17 protein-coding genes are annotated in these 14,905 nt (G+C 59.6%); 6 read left to right on the top strand and 11 right to left on the bottom strand.

Annotated features, from left to right (window positions below):
- The first annotated feature begins 69 nt into the window (after window positions 1–69).
- From SIC17_RS14000 to SIC17_RS13990, 3 genes are all read left to right on the top strand, one after another.
- Window positions 70–642 (top strand): PAS domain-containing protein, encoded by a 573-nt coding sequence (locus SIC17_RS14000; protein WP_291893064.1) that lies wholly within the window; start codon window positions 70–72, stop codon window positions 640–642.
- 56 nt (window positions 643–698) lie between these two features.
- Window positions 699–1,322, top strand: a complete 624-nt coding sequence (locus tag SIC17_RS13995) for a PilZ domain-containing protein (RefSeq protein ID WP_291893061.1) — start codon at window positions 699–701, stop codon at window positions 1,320–1,322.
- 135 nt (window positions 1,323–1,457) lie between these two features.
- Window positions 1,458–1,958, top strand: a complete 501-nt coding sequence (locus SIC17_RS13990) for a DUF4339 domain-containing protein (RefSeq protein ID WP_412545744.1) — start codon at window positions 1,458–1,460, stop codon at window positions 1,956–1,958.
- Here SIC17_RS13990 and SIC17_RS13985 read toward each other — a convergent pair.
- The gene (locus SIC17_RS13985; protein ID WP_412545743.1) at window positions 1,955–2,488 is read right to left on the bottom strand and encodes a gamma carbonic anhydrase family protein; all 534 of its coding nucleotides are present in this window, start codon (window positions 2,486–2,488) and stop codon (window positions 1,955–1,957) included. The genes SIC17_RS13990 and SIC17_RS13985 overlap by 4 nt on opposite strands.
- Window positions 2,489–2,778: 290 nt before the next feature.
- On the opposite strand from SIC17_RS13985, the gene SIC17_RS13980 reads away from it, so the two are divergent.
- Both SIC17_RS13980 and SIC17_RS13975 read left to right on the top strand, forming a co-directional pair.
- Window positions 2,779–3,543, top strand: a complete 765-nt coding sequence (locus SIC17_RS13980; RefSeq protein WP_412545742.1) for a PhoH family protein — start codon at window positions 2,779–2,781, stop codon at window positions 3,541–3,543.
- A gap of 104 nt (window positions 3,544–3,647) precedes the next feature.
- Window positions 3,648–3,830 carry a hypothetical protein gene (locus tag SIC17_RS13975; RefSeq protein WP_412545741.1) on the top strand — a complete coding sequence of 61 codons (183 nt, stop codon included), beginning with the start codon at window positions 3,648–3,650 and terminating at the stop codon, window positions 3,828–3,830.
- Between the two features lie 200 nt (window positions 3,831–4,030).
- Here the strand turns inward: SIC17_RS13975 and SIC17_RS13970 are convergent, their stop codons facing one another.
- The 9 genes from SIC17_RS13970 to SIC17_RS13930 all read right to left on the bottom strand — a co-directional run bounded on the left by SIC17_RS13970 (window position 4,031) and on the right by SIC17_RS13930 (window position 13,688).
- Window positions 4,031–4,528, bottom strand: a complete 498-nt coding sequence (locus SIC17_RS13970) for a hypothetical protein (RefSeq protein ID WP_412545740.1) — start codon at window positions 4,526–4,528, stop codon at window positions 4,031–4,033.
- Between the two features lie 3 nt (window positions 4,529–4,531).
- Window positions 4,532–6,100 carry an ABC transporter permease/substrate-binding protein gene (locus SIC17_RS13965; RefSeq protein WP_412545739.1) on the bottom strand — a complete coding sequence of 523 codons (1,569 nt, stop codon included), beginning with the start codon at window positions 6,098–6,100 and terminating at the stop codon, window positions 4,532–4,534.
- The gene (locus SIC17_RS13960) at window positions 6,097–6,876 is read right to left on the bottom strand and encodes an ATP-binding cassette domain-containing protein (RefSeq protein WP_412545738.1); all 780 of its coding nucleotides are present in this window, start codon (window positions 6,874–6,876) and stop codon (window positions 6,097–6,099) included. The genes SIC17_RS13965 and SIC17_RS13960 overlap by 4 nt, the downstream gene beginning before the upstream one ends.
- Entirely contained in the window at window positions 6,869–7,096 is a 228-nt protein-coding gene (locus tag SIC17_RS13955; protein WP_291893038.1) for a DUF3126 family protein, read from the bottom strand. Before SIC17_RS13955 ends, SIC17_RS13960 begins: the two co-directional genes overlap by 8 nt.
- A gap of 103 nt (window positions 7,097–7,199) precedes the next feature.
- On the bottom strand, window positions 7,200–8,015 hold the full coding sequence (gene cysE, locus SIC17_RS13950; RefSeq protein ID WP_412545737.1) for a serine O-acetyltransferase: 816 nt from the start codon (window positions 8,013–8,015) through the stop codon (window positions 7,200–7,202).
- 18 nt (window positions 8,016–8,033) lie between these two features.
- Window positions 8,034–8,624, bottom strand: a complete 591-nt coding sequence (locus tag SIC17_RS13945) for an NUDIX domain-containing protein (RefSeq protein WP_291893032.1) — start codon at window positions 8,622–8,624, stop codon at window positions 8,034–8,036.
- 59 nt (window positions 8,625–8,683) lie between these two features.
- Window positions 8,684–11,821 carry an efflux RND transporter permease subunit gene (locus tag SIC17_RS13940; protein ID WP_412545736.1) on the bottom strand — a complete coding sequence of 1,046 codons (3,138 nt, stop codon included), beginning with the start codon at window positions 11,819–11,821 and terminating at the stop codon, window positions 8,684–8,686.
- The gene (locus tag SIC17_RS13935; protein ID WP_291893027.1) at window positions 11,821–12,948 is read right to left on the bottom strand and encodes an efflux RND transporter periplasmic adaptor subunit; all 1,128 of its coding nucleotides are present in this window, start codon (window positions 12,946–12,948) and stop codon (window positions 11,821–11,823) included. Before SIC17_RS13935 ends, SIC17_RS13940 begins: the two co-directional genes overlap by 1 nt.
- Window positions 12,949–13,040: 92 nt before the next feature.
- Window positions 13,041–13,688: a TetR/AcrR family transcriptional regulator gene (locus SIC17_RS13930; RefSeq protein WP_291893024.1), complete on the bottom strand. Its 648-nt coding sequence runs from the start codon at window positions 13,686–13,688 to the stop codon at window positions 13,041–13,043.
- A gap of 115 nt (window positions 13,689–13,803) precedes the next feature.
- On the opposite strand from SIC17_RS13930, the gene SIC17_RS13925 reads away from it, so the two are divergent.
- A complete protein-coding gene (locus tag SIC17_RS13925; protein WP_291893021.1) occupies window positions 13,804–14,430 on the top strand; it encodes a nitroreductase in 627 nt (208 codons plus the stop codon).
- Here the strand turns inward: SIC17_RS13925 and queF are convergent.
- Window positions 14,427–14,888, bottom strand: a complete 462-nt coding sequence (queF, locus tag SIC17_RS13920) for a preQ(1) synthase (protein ID WP_291893017.1) — start codon at window positions 14,886–14,888, stop codon at window positions 14,427–14,429. The genes SIC17_RS13925 and queF overlap by 4 nt on opposite strands.
- Window positions 14,889–14,905 lie beyond the last annotated feature (17 nt).

The raw sequence follows: 14,905 nt of genomic DNA, 5'->3' as shown, positions 1-14,905 counted from the left end.
CCCCGATCTTGAAGCTGGGCGACTGCGAAGGGCGTTAAGCCCTGCCATGCGACGACAGCGGAGTGCGAGATGAAACACGCTCAATCGAGAGCCCTGCACAGCTATTGGCAGACATTGCGAATGTCTGGCCGGGCAGCGGGGATGACACCGGAGCGTTCTGATGTGGAACCCCAGGATATCGCCTCATTGCTGGGTTACGTCTTCATGCTGCGCCGCATAGACCAGAGCCATCATGTCTTTCGCCTTGCAGGTACGCATTTCTGTCAGCTGTATCAGCGCGAGTTTCGCGACCAGAACTTCCTGAGCCTGTGGCGCGGACATGATGCGACACATATCCAGGCCCTGCTGGAATCGACCTTGTCAGGCGCATCACCTTCCTCGGTCGTGGCACGCGCCTCCTCGATCGACATGCACCAATTGCCGGTGGAGATCAGCTTCTTCCCGCTGAAGGGGCCGGAGGGTGTCGTCGACCGTATACTCGGTCTTTATCAGCCGCTGGATGACGCCGACGGGTTTGACAACCGCCCTGTCGTGCGCACAGGCCTGCGCGAAATTCGTCCGCCAGCCGTGCCTGGACACCTGTTCGGCGTTTCACAACGAGACATGCGTTCAGCGCGGGAAATGATCGCAAACGACCGATAGTAGCAAAGGGTTTTTAACCCCTCTTCGCTAAACCTGATCCGCGCATGGAGAACGCCATGGCGGAAGAGCCGAACCGACTTGATCGTCGCAAAATCCGGATTGCTGCCCGCGGGGCTGCCGAAAGACGGCGGCACGCCCGTCTTCCGCTGCGCCTTCATGGCCGTTTCTGGAGCGAGACTCTCGGAGAGCATGCCTGCCGTCTGATCGATATTTCTCCCGGCGGAGCGCGCGTCATGTCACGCGCCCTGCCTGCCAGTAATCAGCGTATCATTCTGATGATCAACGGCATTGGTCGCATGGAAGGTGTGGTCGTGCGCAGCGATGGCGACGAGTTCAGCTTGCGCTTCAGCGCCACCGACCGGAAACGGGACAAGCTGGCCGACACCATTACCTGGCGTTTCAACAAGGATCGCCTTGGTCTGGATGAAGATCGCCAAGCGCCGCGCAAGCCTGGGCGCGGTCGCGCCAAGATACGTTTCGCCGACGGCGTGGTGATTCACGCCAACGTTCTCGATGTCTCGGTGACCGGCGCTGCCTTCGAATGCCTGGAACGCCCCAAGGTCAATGAACCTGTCAGGGTTGGCGAGATGTCCGGGCGTGTGGCGCGCATTCTGGACAATGGCTTCGCGGTGGTGTTCGATCCACCCGAGGCCTTGAGAGACGGAGGACAGGCTGCCTGACGGGCAGTAATCACCCAATCCTTGAAGGGTTGAATTTTTCTGGGCTGTGGCCAGATTCTTGCTGCAAGTCTGTGTATGATAGTTTGAGTACTCGGTGCGAAAGAGGTCGATATGCCTCGCGATGATGGAATCGCAATGTCCTGGTTTGTGAAAGTCGAGGGCCGTGTCTACGGACCCTATACGCCGCCGCAAATGCGCGCCTTCGTAGGTGAAGGCCGGATTGCGTCGCATTCCATGGTCGCTGCCGACAAGGAAGGCGAGTTTGCCCCGGCCGCTGATATCGAGGAAATGAAATCCTGGTTCGGCGAATCGGATGGCGGCACTGTCGTCGAAAAGCGCGTCACCCCAGGTGCCCGGCCTGCGAATTTTGTCATCATCACCGAGATTACCTCGGAGAACGGCGCCGACTTCCGCTCCTCCCTCGCTGCTTACGGCGATGTGGAAACGGTCACACCGGGCGTTTGGCTGCTTCGCGGCCCGACCACGGCGGCCGTGCTGCGCAACGAGCTCAGCCATGTACTTGATCGTGATGACAAGCTGCTGATCATCGACGCCTCCCACGACCGTGCGGCGTGGTTCAACCTGGGCAGCGAGGCGGACCAGAATATCCGCGATCTGTGGGGCCGCGCGAACTAGTCGTCCAGACGCCTCAGTTCAGCTGAATGACGCTGTGAGTTCTCGACATAATGTTCGGCGGACATTTTCAACATGGCCGCCGTGTCATCATCCAGCGTTCGGATCACACGCCCGGGAGAGCCGACCACCAGTGAATTGTCCGGAATCTCCTTGCCCTCCGGAATCAGCGCACCGGCGCCGATAATGCAATTCTTCCCGATCCTTGCCTTGTTGAGCACAATCGCACCGATGCCGATCAGCGAATTATCGCCGATTTCACACCCATGCAGCATGACCTGGTGACCCACTGTCACCCCCTTGCCGATCTTCATGTGGATACCGAAATCCGTGTGCAGCACAGCCAGGTCCTGGATGTTGGTGTCCTCACCGATCTCGATGCGATCCGTATCGCCGCGCACGACACAGCCATACCAGATGCTCGTATTCTCGTGCAGGACAACATCGCCAATCACCGTCGCATTGTCGGCGATCCAGTAGTTTCCGCTTTCCGGAAGAACCGGTCGCGACTCACCCAATGCATAAATTGCCATCCGTGTCGGCCCTCAAAGTTTTATGAAATTCGTGCGACGAACGCGTTCAGATCTTCTTCACTGCGTTACACTCAGACTGTAGTCACGATTCGAGACTTGGTCCCGGATCGTATCGGTCACTCTAGCAGGAGGCCTGCAAGTCGGCATGCCCGATTATCGCGTCAGTCCGCCCCCCGGTTCCGGCCATACGCCGCCGAACCTGCCGGAGTCTTCCGAAATCCCATCAAAGCAACGCGTTTTCGCCCCTCTGCCCTCGGCTGAGGGGTTTTTCATGTGTGGAGGTTCCAGCCATGGCCAAACGATCCGTCAAACGTCGCCTGAAAGCCGGAGAGTTCAACAGCAAGCACTATGAGTCGGAAGAGGCGAAGATCCAGTCGCTTTTTCCAGGGACGCACTGGTCCCCCGATGACAAGGAGCCCATGCGTGATCAAAGGTTCGTAAAAAAGGTCAAACCGCGTTCGCTCGGCCAGGAAAGACTGATGAAGGCCATCGACGAGAAAAACCTCGTCCTGGCTCTTGGACCGGCAGGCACCGGCAAGACTTATCTCGCGGTCGCCAAGGCTGTTGAGGCCCTCGAAGCCGGCAAGGTCAGTCGGATCGTGTTGTCCCGCCCTGCCGTGGAAGCCGGAGAATCGATCGGTTTCCTGCCCGGCGCCATGGAAGAGAAACTCGCGCCCTATCTACGCCCGCTCTATGACGCCCTCGCCGACCGGCTCTCCCCGAAAAAGCTCAAGGCCATGATGGCCGAGGGGGTGATCGAGATCGCCCCCATCGGCTATATGCGCGGGCGCACGCTGAACAATGCCTTTGTCGTCGTCGATGAGGCGCAGAACTGCACTTATGGTCAGCTGAAAATGCTGCTGACCCGCCTCGGCTGGAACTCCACCATGGTTGTCACCGGCGACCCGGCGCAGTCCGACCTCTTGCCGGAGATGTCAGGCCTGGCGACGATTGCCGACAAGATGGACGAGCTCGAGGATGTCCGCGTCAGCCGTCTCGAATCGAAGGACATCGTCCGTCACCCGCTCGTCGCGACGATGTTGACTGTACTATGATCCTTTAACGCAGGAGTGCGGCGATTAATCGCCGCACTTATTTTGCGGTCGATCTTGATCAATACTCTTATCCGGCTAGGTTTAGGGCAAATCGGAGACCTGCAATGCCCTACGAACGTGTATTCGTACCCGAGGCGAAACGGTTCGAGACCCGCTTTTTCGGACGGGTCCCGGTCGACGAGATTGTCCGCAATTACATGGAAATGATCCAGTCTGACGAATGGTCACCCGAGGTCGTGCGCTTGATCACTGTGGAACGGGGCGCTGATCTGAGCGACCTCACCTAAGAGGTCTTCGAAAACCGCTTTGTCAAACTGCTTGAGGACACAGCCCACATTGCCGGCCCACCCAACAAGAATGCCTGGGTAATCGAATCGGAGGTAGCCATGCCGATAGTTCAGACATGGCAACTGATGCCTTCGGCACAGAAACTGGATGTGTTCGGAGTATTCGGCACGCGTTGTGAGGCACTCGAATGGCTTGACACCTAGTGAACCGTTACCCTTCGCTGGCGATATTTCACCAGCTGCCGTAAGGTTAGCGGATGGCGTTCGCGCGGATTCAGGCCCATTCTTCGCATCTGTTGTTCGGCGTTATCACGTTTTGAGCGCGCCCGGAGAAACTGGATCACCAGATAGCCGCCCAGCGCCACATAGGCCACGTATTCCATGATGGAATAATAATTCGGCATTAAGACCCAGATCAGCAAGGCCGCAATGCCCGCCAGGATGATGTCGAGTGGCAGGCTTTCTGCGGCATTGAAGTAAGCCACAGCTGGAAAAAGCTGGCGATCGATATCCCCTTCCGGGTCGATGCGTTCGAGCAGGCTTTCAAACTCCGCGGCCTGCTGGGTGTAGGTCTTGTTGAGGATGGTCTCTGGCGTGATTTCAGGCGCATGTGGTGGAATGTCCTTGTTCAGCTCCATGCAGGCGCGCATCAGCCATTCCGCATCCTGAAGCCGACCATGTCCGAGAAATCCACTCACGCCCTACTCCGTCACCTGTTCATACAGCCAGCTTGCCGCCTGTTGCGGGGTCTGGCGCTCGAGATCCGCAAGGCGGTTGGCTTCCCGCATATCGTCATCGCTGATCGATCCGACAAGCCCCGCCAGTGCATCAGCAAGCCCCGGCCTCTCCGCAGCCTCCGGTGACAACAGGATAACGGCGTCATAAGGCGGTAAAATTCCACGTGGATCGGCCAGGACAACAAGATCATAGGCAGCGATACGACCATCAGTGGTGTAGGCGCTGATGACATCCACCTGGCCGTCTCGCACCGCGTCATACATGAAGGTCGCATCCATCGCCCGGGTCGAGATCGCCCCCAGGCCATAACCATTGCGGGTATTGATCCATTCGGACCGCGTGAACACTTCCGCGTCCCCACCGACTTCAAGATCGGATGCGTGAGCTGCCAGATCCGCCAAGGACCGAATGCCCAAGGCCTCGGCCCGGTCAGCACGCATGGCAAAACCATAGGCGTTTTCAAATCCCATCCGTCCAAGCGTGAGAATGCCGTATTCCTCGCGAAGGTTTCCGGCCATCTCCACAAACATGGCATGGCGGTTGATAGGCTCATTCCGCGCCATCACCGTCGCCCAGATGGTGCCGGTGTAATCGATATAGGCGTCGATCTCGTTATTACGCAGGGCATCGAAGGCAATGGTTGAGCCCAGATTGTCTAGCCGCTCTACTTCTGCGCCTGCATCAAGCAGCACCTGTTCCATCAGCTCGGCAAGGATGTACTGCTCGGTAAACGCCTTTGCGCCCAGACGTACGACTTCGTCATCAAGCGGCCCCTCTTCCGCCCTGACACTGGCGATATGCTGACTGCTCTGCGGCTGTGCCGATGGCGTGAAATCGATGAAACGAGGCAGAACCGAAGCCATAACGAGCGCGCTGAGAAGCACGCCGACCTGGACTGCCAGCATCTTGCGGCGACCCCGGGCGGCGACCTCCAACAAGCGGATAAGCTGATCCAGCACCACGGCCAGACCGGCGGCAAACAGGCAGCCGAACAATACAGACAACCAGTTGCGGGTCTGCAGCCCGGCAAAGATGTAGTTTCCAAGGCTGGGCGCGCCAACGGGGGTTGCAAGGGTCGCAGCCCCGACCACCCAGACAATGGATGTCCGGACCCCCGCAACGATGACCGGCAGAGCCAGCGGCAATTCAATCTGCCATAACCGCTGTTTCTGCGTGAGCCCCAGCCCTCGGGCCGCTTCCACAACACCTGGCTCGACACCTTGGAGCCCCACCACTGTGTTCCTCAGTATCGGCAGGATTGAATACAGCATCAGCGCCATGAAGGCCGGCGCATAGCCGATTGTCCCACCCAGAAGCGGCACCATCAATGCCAGCAGGGCCAGACCGGGGATGGTCTGGATCACACCGGCGATGTTGAGGACAGCCGCGGCAAAACGCTTTCGCGGCGCAGCGAATACGCCCAGCGGCAGGCTGATCGCCAGCCCGACCAGGATCGCAGAGAGCGACAACAGGACATGCCCTGAGAGAAGGTCTGGCAGCTCGTTGAAACGTTCGGCAAGGTTCTCGTTCATCCGCCCAGCTCCGCAATGGCCCGCATCTGGCGACGCGGAGTGTCCAGCAAGCCAGAGACATAGTCGTCTGCGGGTGCGGCCAACAATTGCGACGGCGTTCCACTCTGGACGATCTGTCCGTCACGCATGACGGCTATCTCGTCCGCGAGAATCAGGGCTTCGGCCATGTCATGCGTGACAAGCACCGCGGAGAAACCCAGCTCAGACTGCAGGCGCTTGAAATCACGTTGCAAATCGTCACGGGTCAGCGGGTCCAGCGCGCTGAAGGCTTCGTCCATCAGGACCAGATCCGGCTTGCCCGCCAGGGCTCTTGCAAAACCGACACGCTGCCGCTGTCCGCCGGACAATTCGTGGGGATAACGCCCGCCGAATTCCTCCACATCAAGCTGAACCAGCTGCATCATCTTGCGCACACACAGCTCCGTTGTGGCGATATCCCACTCCAGCAAGCGCGGCACGACCGCGATATTCTGACGAACGGTAAAATGGGGAAACAGGCCATCGCCCTGCATCACCCAGCCAATCTGGCGGCGAAGCCTAAAAGCGTCGAACTGGCGGACATCCGCCCCCTCATAAACGACCGAACCGCCCGAAGGTTCCTCCAGGCGGTTGATCAGTTTCAGCAGGGTGGTCTTGCCGCATCCGGACGTTCCCGTCAGGGCCAATAGCTTACCCTCGCCCAGCGACAACGAAACCTCGCGAACGGCTTTGACCCCGCCCGAATACTGTTTCGATACGCCTCGCAGTTCGAGGACCGGCTTGCCGGAATTACTCAAGTTCTTCGAGATCGATGTCCAGAATGGTGATTTCGAAGGAGTAGGACGTCTCGCCCTCATCGATGATCTTGGAGACCACACCCAGGCATTCATCGCCAATGTGGATTTCGGCACATTCGTCCGGACGGTTACGACGCTGGACCTGCAGATCCGGATTCAGCTTGCCGCAAAGGAATTGCTGGAGTTTGACCGCCTCGATCGGCGTGATGTTCTTGTCCACGGGAGCTCTCCAAGTGGGGGGATTCGTTTGGTGCATAACTAAGCGCACCCCTACCGGGCGCGTCCAGAGCCAAGCTTCATTTACAGATGACAAACAGCGCTGCCTAGTCCGGCAAGCGCTGATCCATCGAGCGCGCTGGTTGCGGACAGCAATCGCCGACGATCTTCGCAGGCACCCCTGCAACCGTACAGCCCGCCGGGATCGGTTTGAGCACAACAGATCCAGCAGCAATGCGCGCGCCATCACCAATCTCGATATTGCCGAGTACTTTGGCGCCCGCGCCGATCAGAACACCACGGCCGACCTTCGGATGGCGGTCTTCGTGCGCTGCACCGGTACCGCCGAGCGTAACCTCGTGCAGCAGCGAGCAATCATCGCCAATCACAGCGGTCTCCCCGATCACGACCGAGGTCGCATGATCGATCATCACCCCCTGGCCGATCCGGGCTGCCGGATGAGCATCAACGCCAAAACGTTCCGACACACGGCTTTGCAGATGGAAGGCCAGCGTCTCGCGCCCCTCGCCCCACAGCCAGTGGGCAACACGATGGGCCTGCAACGCATGATAGCCTTTGAAATACAGGAAAGGCTGCAGGAAGCTCCTGCAAGCCGGGTCGCGCTCTTCGACTGCCATCATGTCGGCAGCGGCCTGCTCAACAATCTTCGTATCGCCTTCAAGCGCCGCCTCAGCAACATCGCGGGCCAGCATCATGTCCAGCTGAGCATCGGCCAGTTTGGAAGCCAGGCGATAAGCCAGCGCATGCGCAAAATGATCGTGGCGCAGAACGGCCGCATTGAGAAAACTGGCCAGGATCGGCTCTTCCGCAGCTGCAGCAGCAGCTTCGACGCGCAAGCGCGCCCAGGCGGATTCGACACCAGAGCGTGCCGCGATCGGGCTTTCGCTTTCAGAGAGTGACATTCCTGGCTCCTCCTTCCGTCAGCCCTGCAGCATGGCACGGGCAAGCTCCGGCTCCAATAAACCTTCCCGAGCCATGTAGTAAGCCTTGAAGACCATTACCAGTGTAAGGGAATCAGAGATTTTTCCGGACTGGCATTCAACCAGCAGGTCCCGAAAGGCGATGCGGCGCGTTTGCAGGACTTCGGACGGATCAGGGTTAGCCCTGCCCGGCTCCAGCCCGGTGGCGACAAACCCCGTTCCGGTTTCATCGCTGATCGAGTTGGACAATTCCAGCCGCAGTATTTCCTGCCAGTGTTTTGCCCGATAACCGGTTTCCTCCTCCAGCTCACGGGCCGCTTCCTCGCGTTGGTCAGCGGCAGGATTGCCGCCACCTTCCGGCAATTCCCAGCTGTAATGGTCATTGGGAAAACGATGCTGGCCAACCAGGAGGGTGTCGCCATTCTCGAACAGAGGCAAAACAGCAAGCGCTCGTGTCTGGAAGTGAACAACTCCGTAGAGCGCAGGCGCTCCATCCGGACGCGTTGCATCGAACTCGTCGACCCGCATCCAGGCATTTTCATATTTCACTTCAACGCCGTGGACCTGCCACGGACCGCGCTTCTCGCTCATCTCGAACTCCCGCTTCCAAGGGCAGCTCTATTGAGGTTGAAAGCACTCCGCAAGCGCCGCTATTCCGCCGGCACCGCCGAGATCTCGTCCTGGCCGGAATGTCGTTTGACGGCAGCCATCAAGCGCCTGGCCTTGCTCTGGCTTCGCATCAACAGAACAAACGCCGCCGGCGCAAAGATCAGCGCGAGGATTGCCGAGCCACTGACACCGCCAACCATCGCCGAAGCGAACGGCAGCCAGAAATTATCACCCGACAAAAGCAGCGGAATGAAACCGCCAATGGTCGTCAGCGTCGTCGAGATTATGTGGCGTGTCGCATCCATCACCGTGGAGACCACACTGCCCTCTTCCAGCGCCGAAGCCTCGGGCGAGACCTTGAGCGCGGAAAGCACGACAATCGCGCCATTGATCGACAAGCCCATCAGCCCCATCGAGCCGACAATGGCGTTAAAGCCCATGGGCGTCCCGAACAGCCAGACGCCAAACATGGCGAGACCGACTGACAGGAAGGCAACCGTCAGGATCACTCCAGCGAAACGGAAACTGTTGAACGCAAGAACGACCGAACCGATCATCAGGACGATCAGCGGGACGGCAGTGCCCAGCAGATTGCCAACGGCATCACCACGCTCTGCCGCCTCACCGCCCATCTGAAGCTCATACCCCGGCGGCAATTCCAGTCCCGCCTCGTCCAGGCGCTGCATGAACGAAGACAGCGCTGTCGCCGGCAAGGTGAACGGGTCGAGATAGGCGTAGATCCGGTTAATTCGGCGGCCATCCTCGTGGGGAATCTGGGCGACTTGCGGCGCCAGCGTGATCTCGCCCAGTGCGGAGAGCGGCGCTGCGACCAGTTCACCGTCGGCAGTCCGCAACGGCGCGCCGGAGACATCGCTCAACGAGGAACGACGATCTGCGCTAGCGATGATGCGAACAGGCAATTCCTCGATGCCTTCCAGCACACTGCCGCCAACGACACCGTCCAGGTCACTGCGTAACTGGTTGGCCAGGTCGCTCAGACGCAGGCCCGCCAATTCTGTCGAGGCTTCATCGGCCATGACACGCGCAACCGGTTCTCCCATTTCCAGCTGAGCCATGGTGTAGGTAACAGTCGGTGTTGAGGCCAACAAGGTGCGAAGCTCGCTTCCGATCCGGTCAAGTTCGGCCAATTCAGGCCCGACAATCACCAGCTCGATCGGTGCAGGGATCGGCGGCCCCTGTTCGAAAGGCAGGGTCAGCACCCGCGCCTGCGGAAACTCCCGCATCATCTCCTGCTGCAACAGCGGCAGGATGCGTGCGGTCGCCTGCGCAGATTCCGTGTGCACAAAACCGGCTGCGTAGTTGGAGACACCCGATTTGTTACCGACCACATTGTAGTAGGTACGAGGGGAACTTTCGCCGATCGTCCAGGTGACCCGCTCGATGCCATCATAACGTTCGATGATCTCGCGCGCCCTTTCGGTCTGACGACGAGTTTCCTCGATTGAAGCCGTTGAGGGCAATTCCAGCTCAAGCTGGAACATGTCGCGGTCGGTCGGCGGGAAAAACTGCATCGGCAGGGTCGATGCGGCGACAAAACCGGCAATCGGCAGCAAGACAGACGCGAAAATCCCAACCCAGGGCCTCTCCACGATCACAGTCAGGATACGTTTGTAGATCCACGCCAGAGGCGCGACATGCAGTCCCGTGCGCCAGAAGCGAAGTGGTCCGCCGTCAATCTTTGGATCATCAAACCAGGCCGCCAGCGCACCCACGACGGTCATGGCCAGCAGGAAGGAAGCCGTGATCGCAAAGATCACCGAGATCCCGATCATGGAGATGAACTCGCCGGCAGATCCCGGCATCAGCGCGATCGGCGCAAAGGCAAAGACTGTCGTCAGCGTTGATGCCAGAAGTGGCGCAAACAGCAGGCGAACGGCGCCATCCAGCGCTTCCAGGGGGGACTGCCCCTTGGCCCGCAAAAGCCGGTATTCCTCGACCACGACGATCGCGTTATCGATCAACAGGCCGAGCGCGACGACAAGACCCGTTACAGACATCTGGTGCAGAGGTTCGTCAAACAGGCGCATCAGCAACATGACGGTCAGCACCGTCAGAGGCAAAGCCGAGCCAACAATGAAAGCCGCTCGCCAGCCCATCATCAGAAAGAGGACGGCGAAGACGATCAGTGCGGAATAACCCAGATTGGTCGCCAGCCCGTTGAGGCGCGATTCCACATAATCGCCCTGTCGGAAAATCGTCTCGACCTGGATGCCAGGCACGCTCTCAGCGAAAGCGGCCACCACGGTATCGGCGCGCTCGGCCCAGACATCGGCGCGCAGGTCCGGCTGCAGATAGGCTGCAACCAGGACCGTGCGCTGCCCTTGGGTCGTCGCGAGGGAGCGGGTTGGCTGACGCTCTCCGCGACTGACCTCAGCCACATCGCCCAGACGCACGAAGCGGCCATCCTGACCGTCTGTCAGGGCGATGGACCGGATCCGGTCTATACCGTCAAACTCTCCATCGATCTCGACACCGAGATCGCTTGCACCTGCGCGGATCTCACCGGCTGGAACCTTGGCATCCGCGCTATTGGTCAGGCTGGCAACATCAGCAACGCTGAGCCCCAGCGAGGCAAGACGCTCCGGGTCCACCTCGACGCGGATCTCTTCTTCAGCCTCGCCGAAAATTCGTGTCTCTTCAGTGCCAGGCATGTTGCGCAGCTCGCGCTCAAGGTCGAGGCCCAAGCGAGAAAGGATGCCGATATTCTCTTCACCCACATCCGCCCAGCTAAGCGCCACGATAATGGTGGCAGCGCCGATATACTGACGATCCACATCAGGGCCACCCGAGGCCGCTGGCAGGAATGGACGGACGCTGTCGACCTGCTCGCGGATCTTGGTCCAGGTCTGGTCGACCTCGGCTTGGCTCAGATCCTCGCGGATAGACATCCCGATCACCGACACGCCGGACCGCGAAGTCGAGAATGTTTCATCGATCTCCGCCAGCTCATTGATCGCATCTTCAAGCGGCTCTGTAATCAAGGCCTCCACACGCTCAGCCGAGGCGCCGGCATACGGCGTCGTAATGGTGCCGTAGCGCTCGACCAGGGTCGGATCCTCCTGGCGACCCAGTGAAAAAAATGCGCCCAGGCCTGCCGCAAGCAGGAGGGTAATCGCCAGGATGGTCAGGCGGTGATATCGATAAAAGAGCGTGGCCATTATTCAGCCTCCGCGCCCGTCTGCAGGGCCACCAGCTGACCCGCGGTTACGCGCTGGAGACCGGCTGCCAGGATGTATTCGCCATCATCGACAGCCCCGCGCACAAACACGCGCTCTGCTTCCACACGAACAGTTTCCACAATGCGGGCTTCCAGCCGGTATTCATCTGCTTCCGGCTGCAAGATGAAAACGGACCACAGCCCGCGGCGGCTCTCCGCGAGGGCATCTGTGGGCACCCAGAATCCATCGGTTCCAACCGGCGTCTCAACAACCAATCGTGCAATTTCACCGATAATGACCGGCTGGTCCGGAGCGATGTCGAACACCGCTGAAACCGTGCGGGTTTGGCGATCCATCAGTCCGGTGTTGGAACGGAAAACGGCGGAGAACTCCCCGCTTTCTCCTTCAAAACGGTAGATTTGCCCATTCTCCAGCGTGCCGATCACAGCTGCCGGAAGGCCGATCCGCACTTCGCGCGCACTCGTTTCCACCAGCTCGAGGACCGGTGTTCCCGGCGCGGCGATAGCCCCCTCATCACTGCTGCGTGCCGTAATCACACCAGCGTACGGCGCCTCAATCACGGCCAGATCGAGCTGGACACGCATGGCATCCGCTGATGCGGCAGCAGCGTTCTGGCGGGCACGAGCGGCATCGGTCGATGTGACGATCTCGTCATATCGTTGCTGGGAGATGTGCCCGCGTTCGAGCAGTATCTGTTGACGGCCCTGCGTATCCCGAGCAAGCGCCGTCTGAGCAGCCGCTTCGCGGGTCTGCGCGTCAGCGGCAGCAATCTGCGCCTCAAGCGTACGGGTATCCAGTCGTGCCAACGGCTGACCGGCCAGGACCTGGTCGCCAACATCCACCAGGATCTCCTCGATCCGACCGCCCTGCTGGAACCCCAGGGCACTCTGTCGTGCAGCAGCGACCACGCCCGGGAAACGCTCCTCGATCAAGGCGGCGTCCTCATAGGCAACTCGATAGGCTGAAACCGGCATGGGCGGCGACGCGGTCTCGCTCAGATTGGCTTCAGCGCGCCAACCGGACACACCAAATACGCTCGCCGCCAGTACAACGGCACCAACAGCGACCATTGTTCCGGCACCAACCCGAAATCGTTTCGCCAGCATGAGACTACCCTTCGCTCAGAATACGAGACGATAGATAGTAACTCAAACCCGGTTTGAAAAGTGAACGACGTTTACTTTTTTGCGCATGGCAACTATGCGTTACAGCATAGACCGCGCATGATCACATCGGTGTGGAAGTCGATAACCTCTTCACGAGTAACATGTTCCGAGCCCGGCATGCCGGACGGAAAATCGTCCAGACAGACCATCAAATTGGTCAGCCCGTGCAGACTAGCCCACACCGACTTGGACGCGACATGCGGGTCCATCTTGCGGAAGGCGCCCTCGGCCATGCCCTTCTCGATCATGGAGACGAGCTTGGACTCGGCCTGATACGCCGTCTCCTCCTCGGAATGCACATGCGGCTGCACACGGGCGGAGGGCGAAAAGGCCATGATATAATGATTGGGCTCTTCCAGACCGGTCTCGATATAGGCCTTCACACAGCGCGCGCAGAGCTGACTGGTCTCGCCGCCCTCGGCCATCGCCTCGTGGATTCGTTTGAGCAAGCGCTCGAAAAACAGATCCCGGATAGCCTCGAACAGGTCATCCTTGGACGAAAAATACTTGTAGATGGCGGCGGGGCTGTAATCGATCGCCTCAGCCAGGCGACGCATCGAAATGCCCTGCTCGCCCTCGCTGGAGAAGATCGCTTCAGCCGCATCGATGATGGCTTCGCGAACCTTGCGGCGGCGGCGATCAGCCGGCGTGTCATCATCGATGGAGATTTCTGCGTTCATGCCCAATACTACTCCCCCCGGAGCCCTTTTGTCACAACGTTGTCAGTTCCAAGATATAACGAGCTGACAAGTGTTTGGTCAAAGACACTGATATTTTAGGGAAGAAAACCTCATAATGAATGAGATCAACCTGCCTGATTTTCCCCAGCCTGGTGAGCGACTCGCCCCATCACACAAATCCGACGATGCGTTGGAATTGCTGACGCGCCGCCGATCCACCCCTGCCATCGGCCTGAGCGAACCGGGCCCCGATGAAGCCCAGATCCGCCATCTGCTTGGTATAGCGGCTCGTGTTCCCGATCACGGCAAGCTGGCACCTTGGCGGTTCATCCTGTTTGAACATGAGGCTCGGGCAAGTTTTGGCAATGTGCTCGGCAAGATCTGGTCAGCCAAGAATGGCGATGCCACGCCGGAGCAGGTGGATTTAGAGCGCAATCGCTTCAATCGTGCACCGCTGGTCATCGCCGTGATTTCCTGCGTCACCGAAAAGCATGCCATCCCGGTTTGGGAGCAGGAATTGTCCGCAGGCGCAGCCTGCCAGAACTTGCTGATCGGCGCCTCGGCCATGGGCTTCGGCGCGCAATGGCTGACGGAATGGTACGCCTTCGACCATGATGTGAAGGACATGCTGGGCCTGCGTTCAGGCGAACGCATAGCCGGCTTCATCTACATCGGCACCGCAAGGGATGAACCGGTGGAACGCAAACGTCCCACCGCTCATATCGGCCGCTGGAAAGCCTAGCCGCGTCCACGATAGGGCGCGACGCCCTGGTCGGGGATCCAGACGCCCTTGGGTGGTTCGCCCGTCGCGAAGAAGACATCAATCGGGATGCCGCCGCGCGGATACCAATAGCCGCCGATACGCAACCATTTCGGGTCGAGCTCCTTGACCAGACGCTGGCCGATCATGGTTGTGCAGGCCTCGTGGAAGGCACCGTGATTGCGGAAGGAGCCAAGAAAGAGTTTGAGCGACTTGGATTCGACGATCCAGTCCTGCGGTACATAGTCGATCACCAGATGGGCAAAGTCCGGAGCGCCGGTCACCGGACAGATCGAGGTGAATTCCGGACAGGCGAAGCGGATCATGTAATCCGCATCACACGGATTGGCGACACGCTCCAGCTCGGCCTCTTCCGGCGAGTTGGGGAGCGGGGTGTCCGAGCCCAGCTGGCCCAGAACAGTGTAGCGATCATCAGTCATGGCCGGGGAGTTAGCCC

The sequence above is a fragment of the Maricaulis sp. MIT060901 genome (assembly GCF_047123815.1).
GTDB lineage: Bacteria > Pseudomonadota > Alphaproteobacteria > Caulobacterales > Maricaulaceae > Maricaulis.
Note: the sequence above shows the minus strand (reverse complement) of the source record. Positions and strands in the feature narration are given on the sequence as shown.

What these genes read in the sequence shown, in the direction of transcription:
- SIC17_RS14000 (WP_291893064.1), top strand. Translation starts at nt 70, where the DNA reads ATGAAACACGCTCAATCGAGAGCCCTGCACAGCTATTGGCAGACATTG.
- SIC17_RS13995 (WP_291893061.1), top strand. Translation starts at nt 699, where the DNA reads ATGGCGGAAGAGCCGAACCGACTTGATCGTCGCAAAATCCGGATTGCT.
- SIC17_RS13990 (WP_412545744.1), top strand. Translation starts at nt 1,458, where the DNA reads ATGTCCTGGTTTGTGAAAGTCGAGGGCCGTGTCTACGGACCCTATACG.
- SIC17_RS13985 (WP_412545743.1), bottom strand. Translation starts at nt 2,488, where the DNA reads ATGGCAATTTATGCATTGGGTGAGTCGCGACCGGTTCTTCCGGAAAGC.
- SIC17_RS13980 (WP_412545742.1), top strand. Translation starts at nt 2,779, where the DNA reads ATGGCCAAACGATCCGTCAAACGTCGCCTGAAAGCCGGAGAGTTCAAC.
- SIC17_RS13975 (WP_412545741.1), top strand. Translation starts at nt 3,648, where the DNA reads ATGCCCTACGAACGTGTATTCGTACCCGAGGCGAAACGGTTCGAGACC.
- SIC17_RS13965 (WP_412545739.1), bottom strand. Translation starts at nt 6,100, where the DNA reads ATGAACGAGAACCTTGCCGAACGTTTCAACGAGCTGCCAGACCTTCTC.
- cysE (WP_412545737.1), bottom strand. Translation starts at nt 8,015, where the DNA reads ATGTCACTCTCTGAAAGCGAAAGCCCGATCGCGGCACGCTCTGGTGTC.
- SIC17_RS13945 (WP_291893032.1), bottom strand. Translation starts at nt 8,624, where the DNA reads ATGAGCGAGAAGCGCGGTCCGTGGCAGGTCCACGGCGTTGAAGTGAAA.
- SIC17_RS13940 (WP_412545736.1), bottom strand. Translation starts at nt 11,821, where the DNA reads ATGGCCACGCTCTTTTATCGATATCACCGCCTGACCATCCTGGCGATT.
- SIC17_RS13935 (WP_291893027.1), bottom strand. Translation starts at nt 12,948, where the DNA reads ATGCTGGCGAAACGATTTCGGGTTGGTGCCGGAACAATGGTCGCTGTT.
- SIC17_RS13930 (WP_291893024.1), bottom strand. Translation starts at nt 13,688, where the DNA reads ATGAACGCAGAAATCTCCATCGATGATGACACGCCGGCTGATCGCCGC.
- SIC17_RS13925 (WP_291893021.1), top strand. Translation starts at nt 13,804, where the DNA reads ATGAATGAGATCAACCTGCCTGATTTTCCCCAGCCTGGTGAGCGACTC.
- queF (WP_291893017.1), bottom strand. Translation starts at nt 14,888, where the DNA reads ATGACTGATGATCGCTACACTGTTCTGGGCCAGCTGGGCTCGGACACC.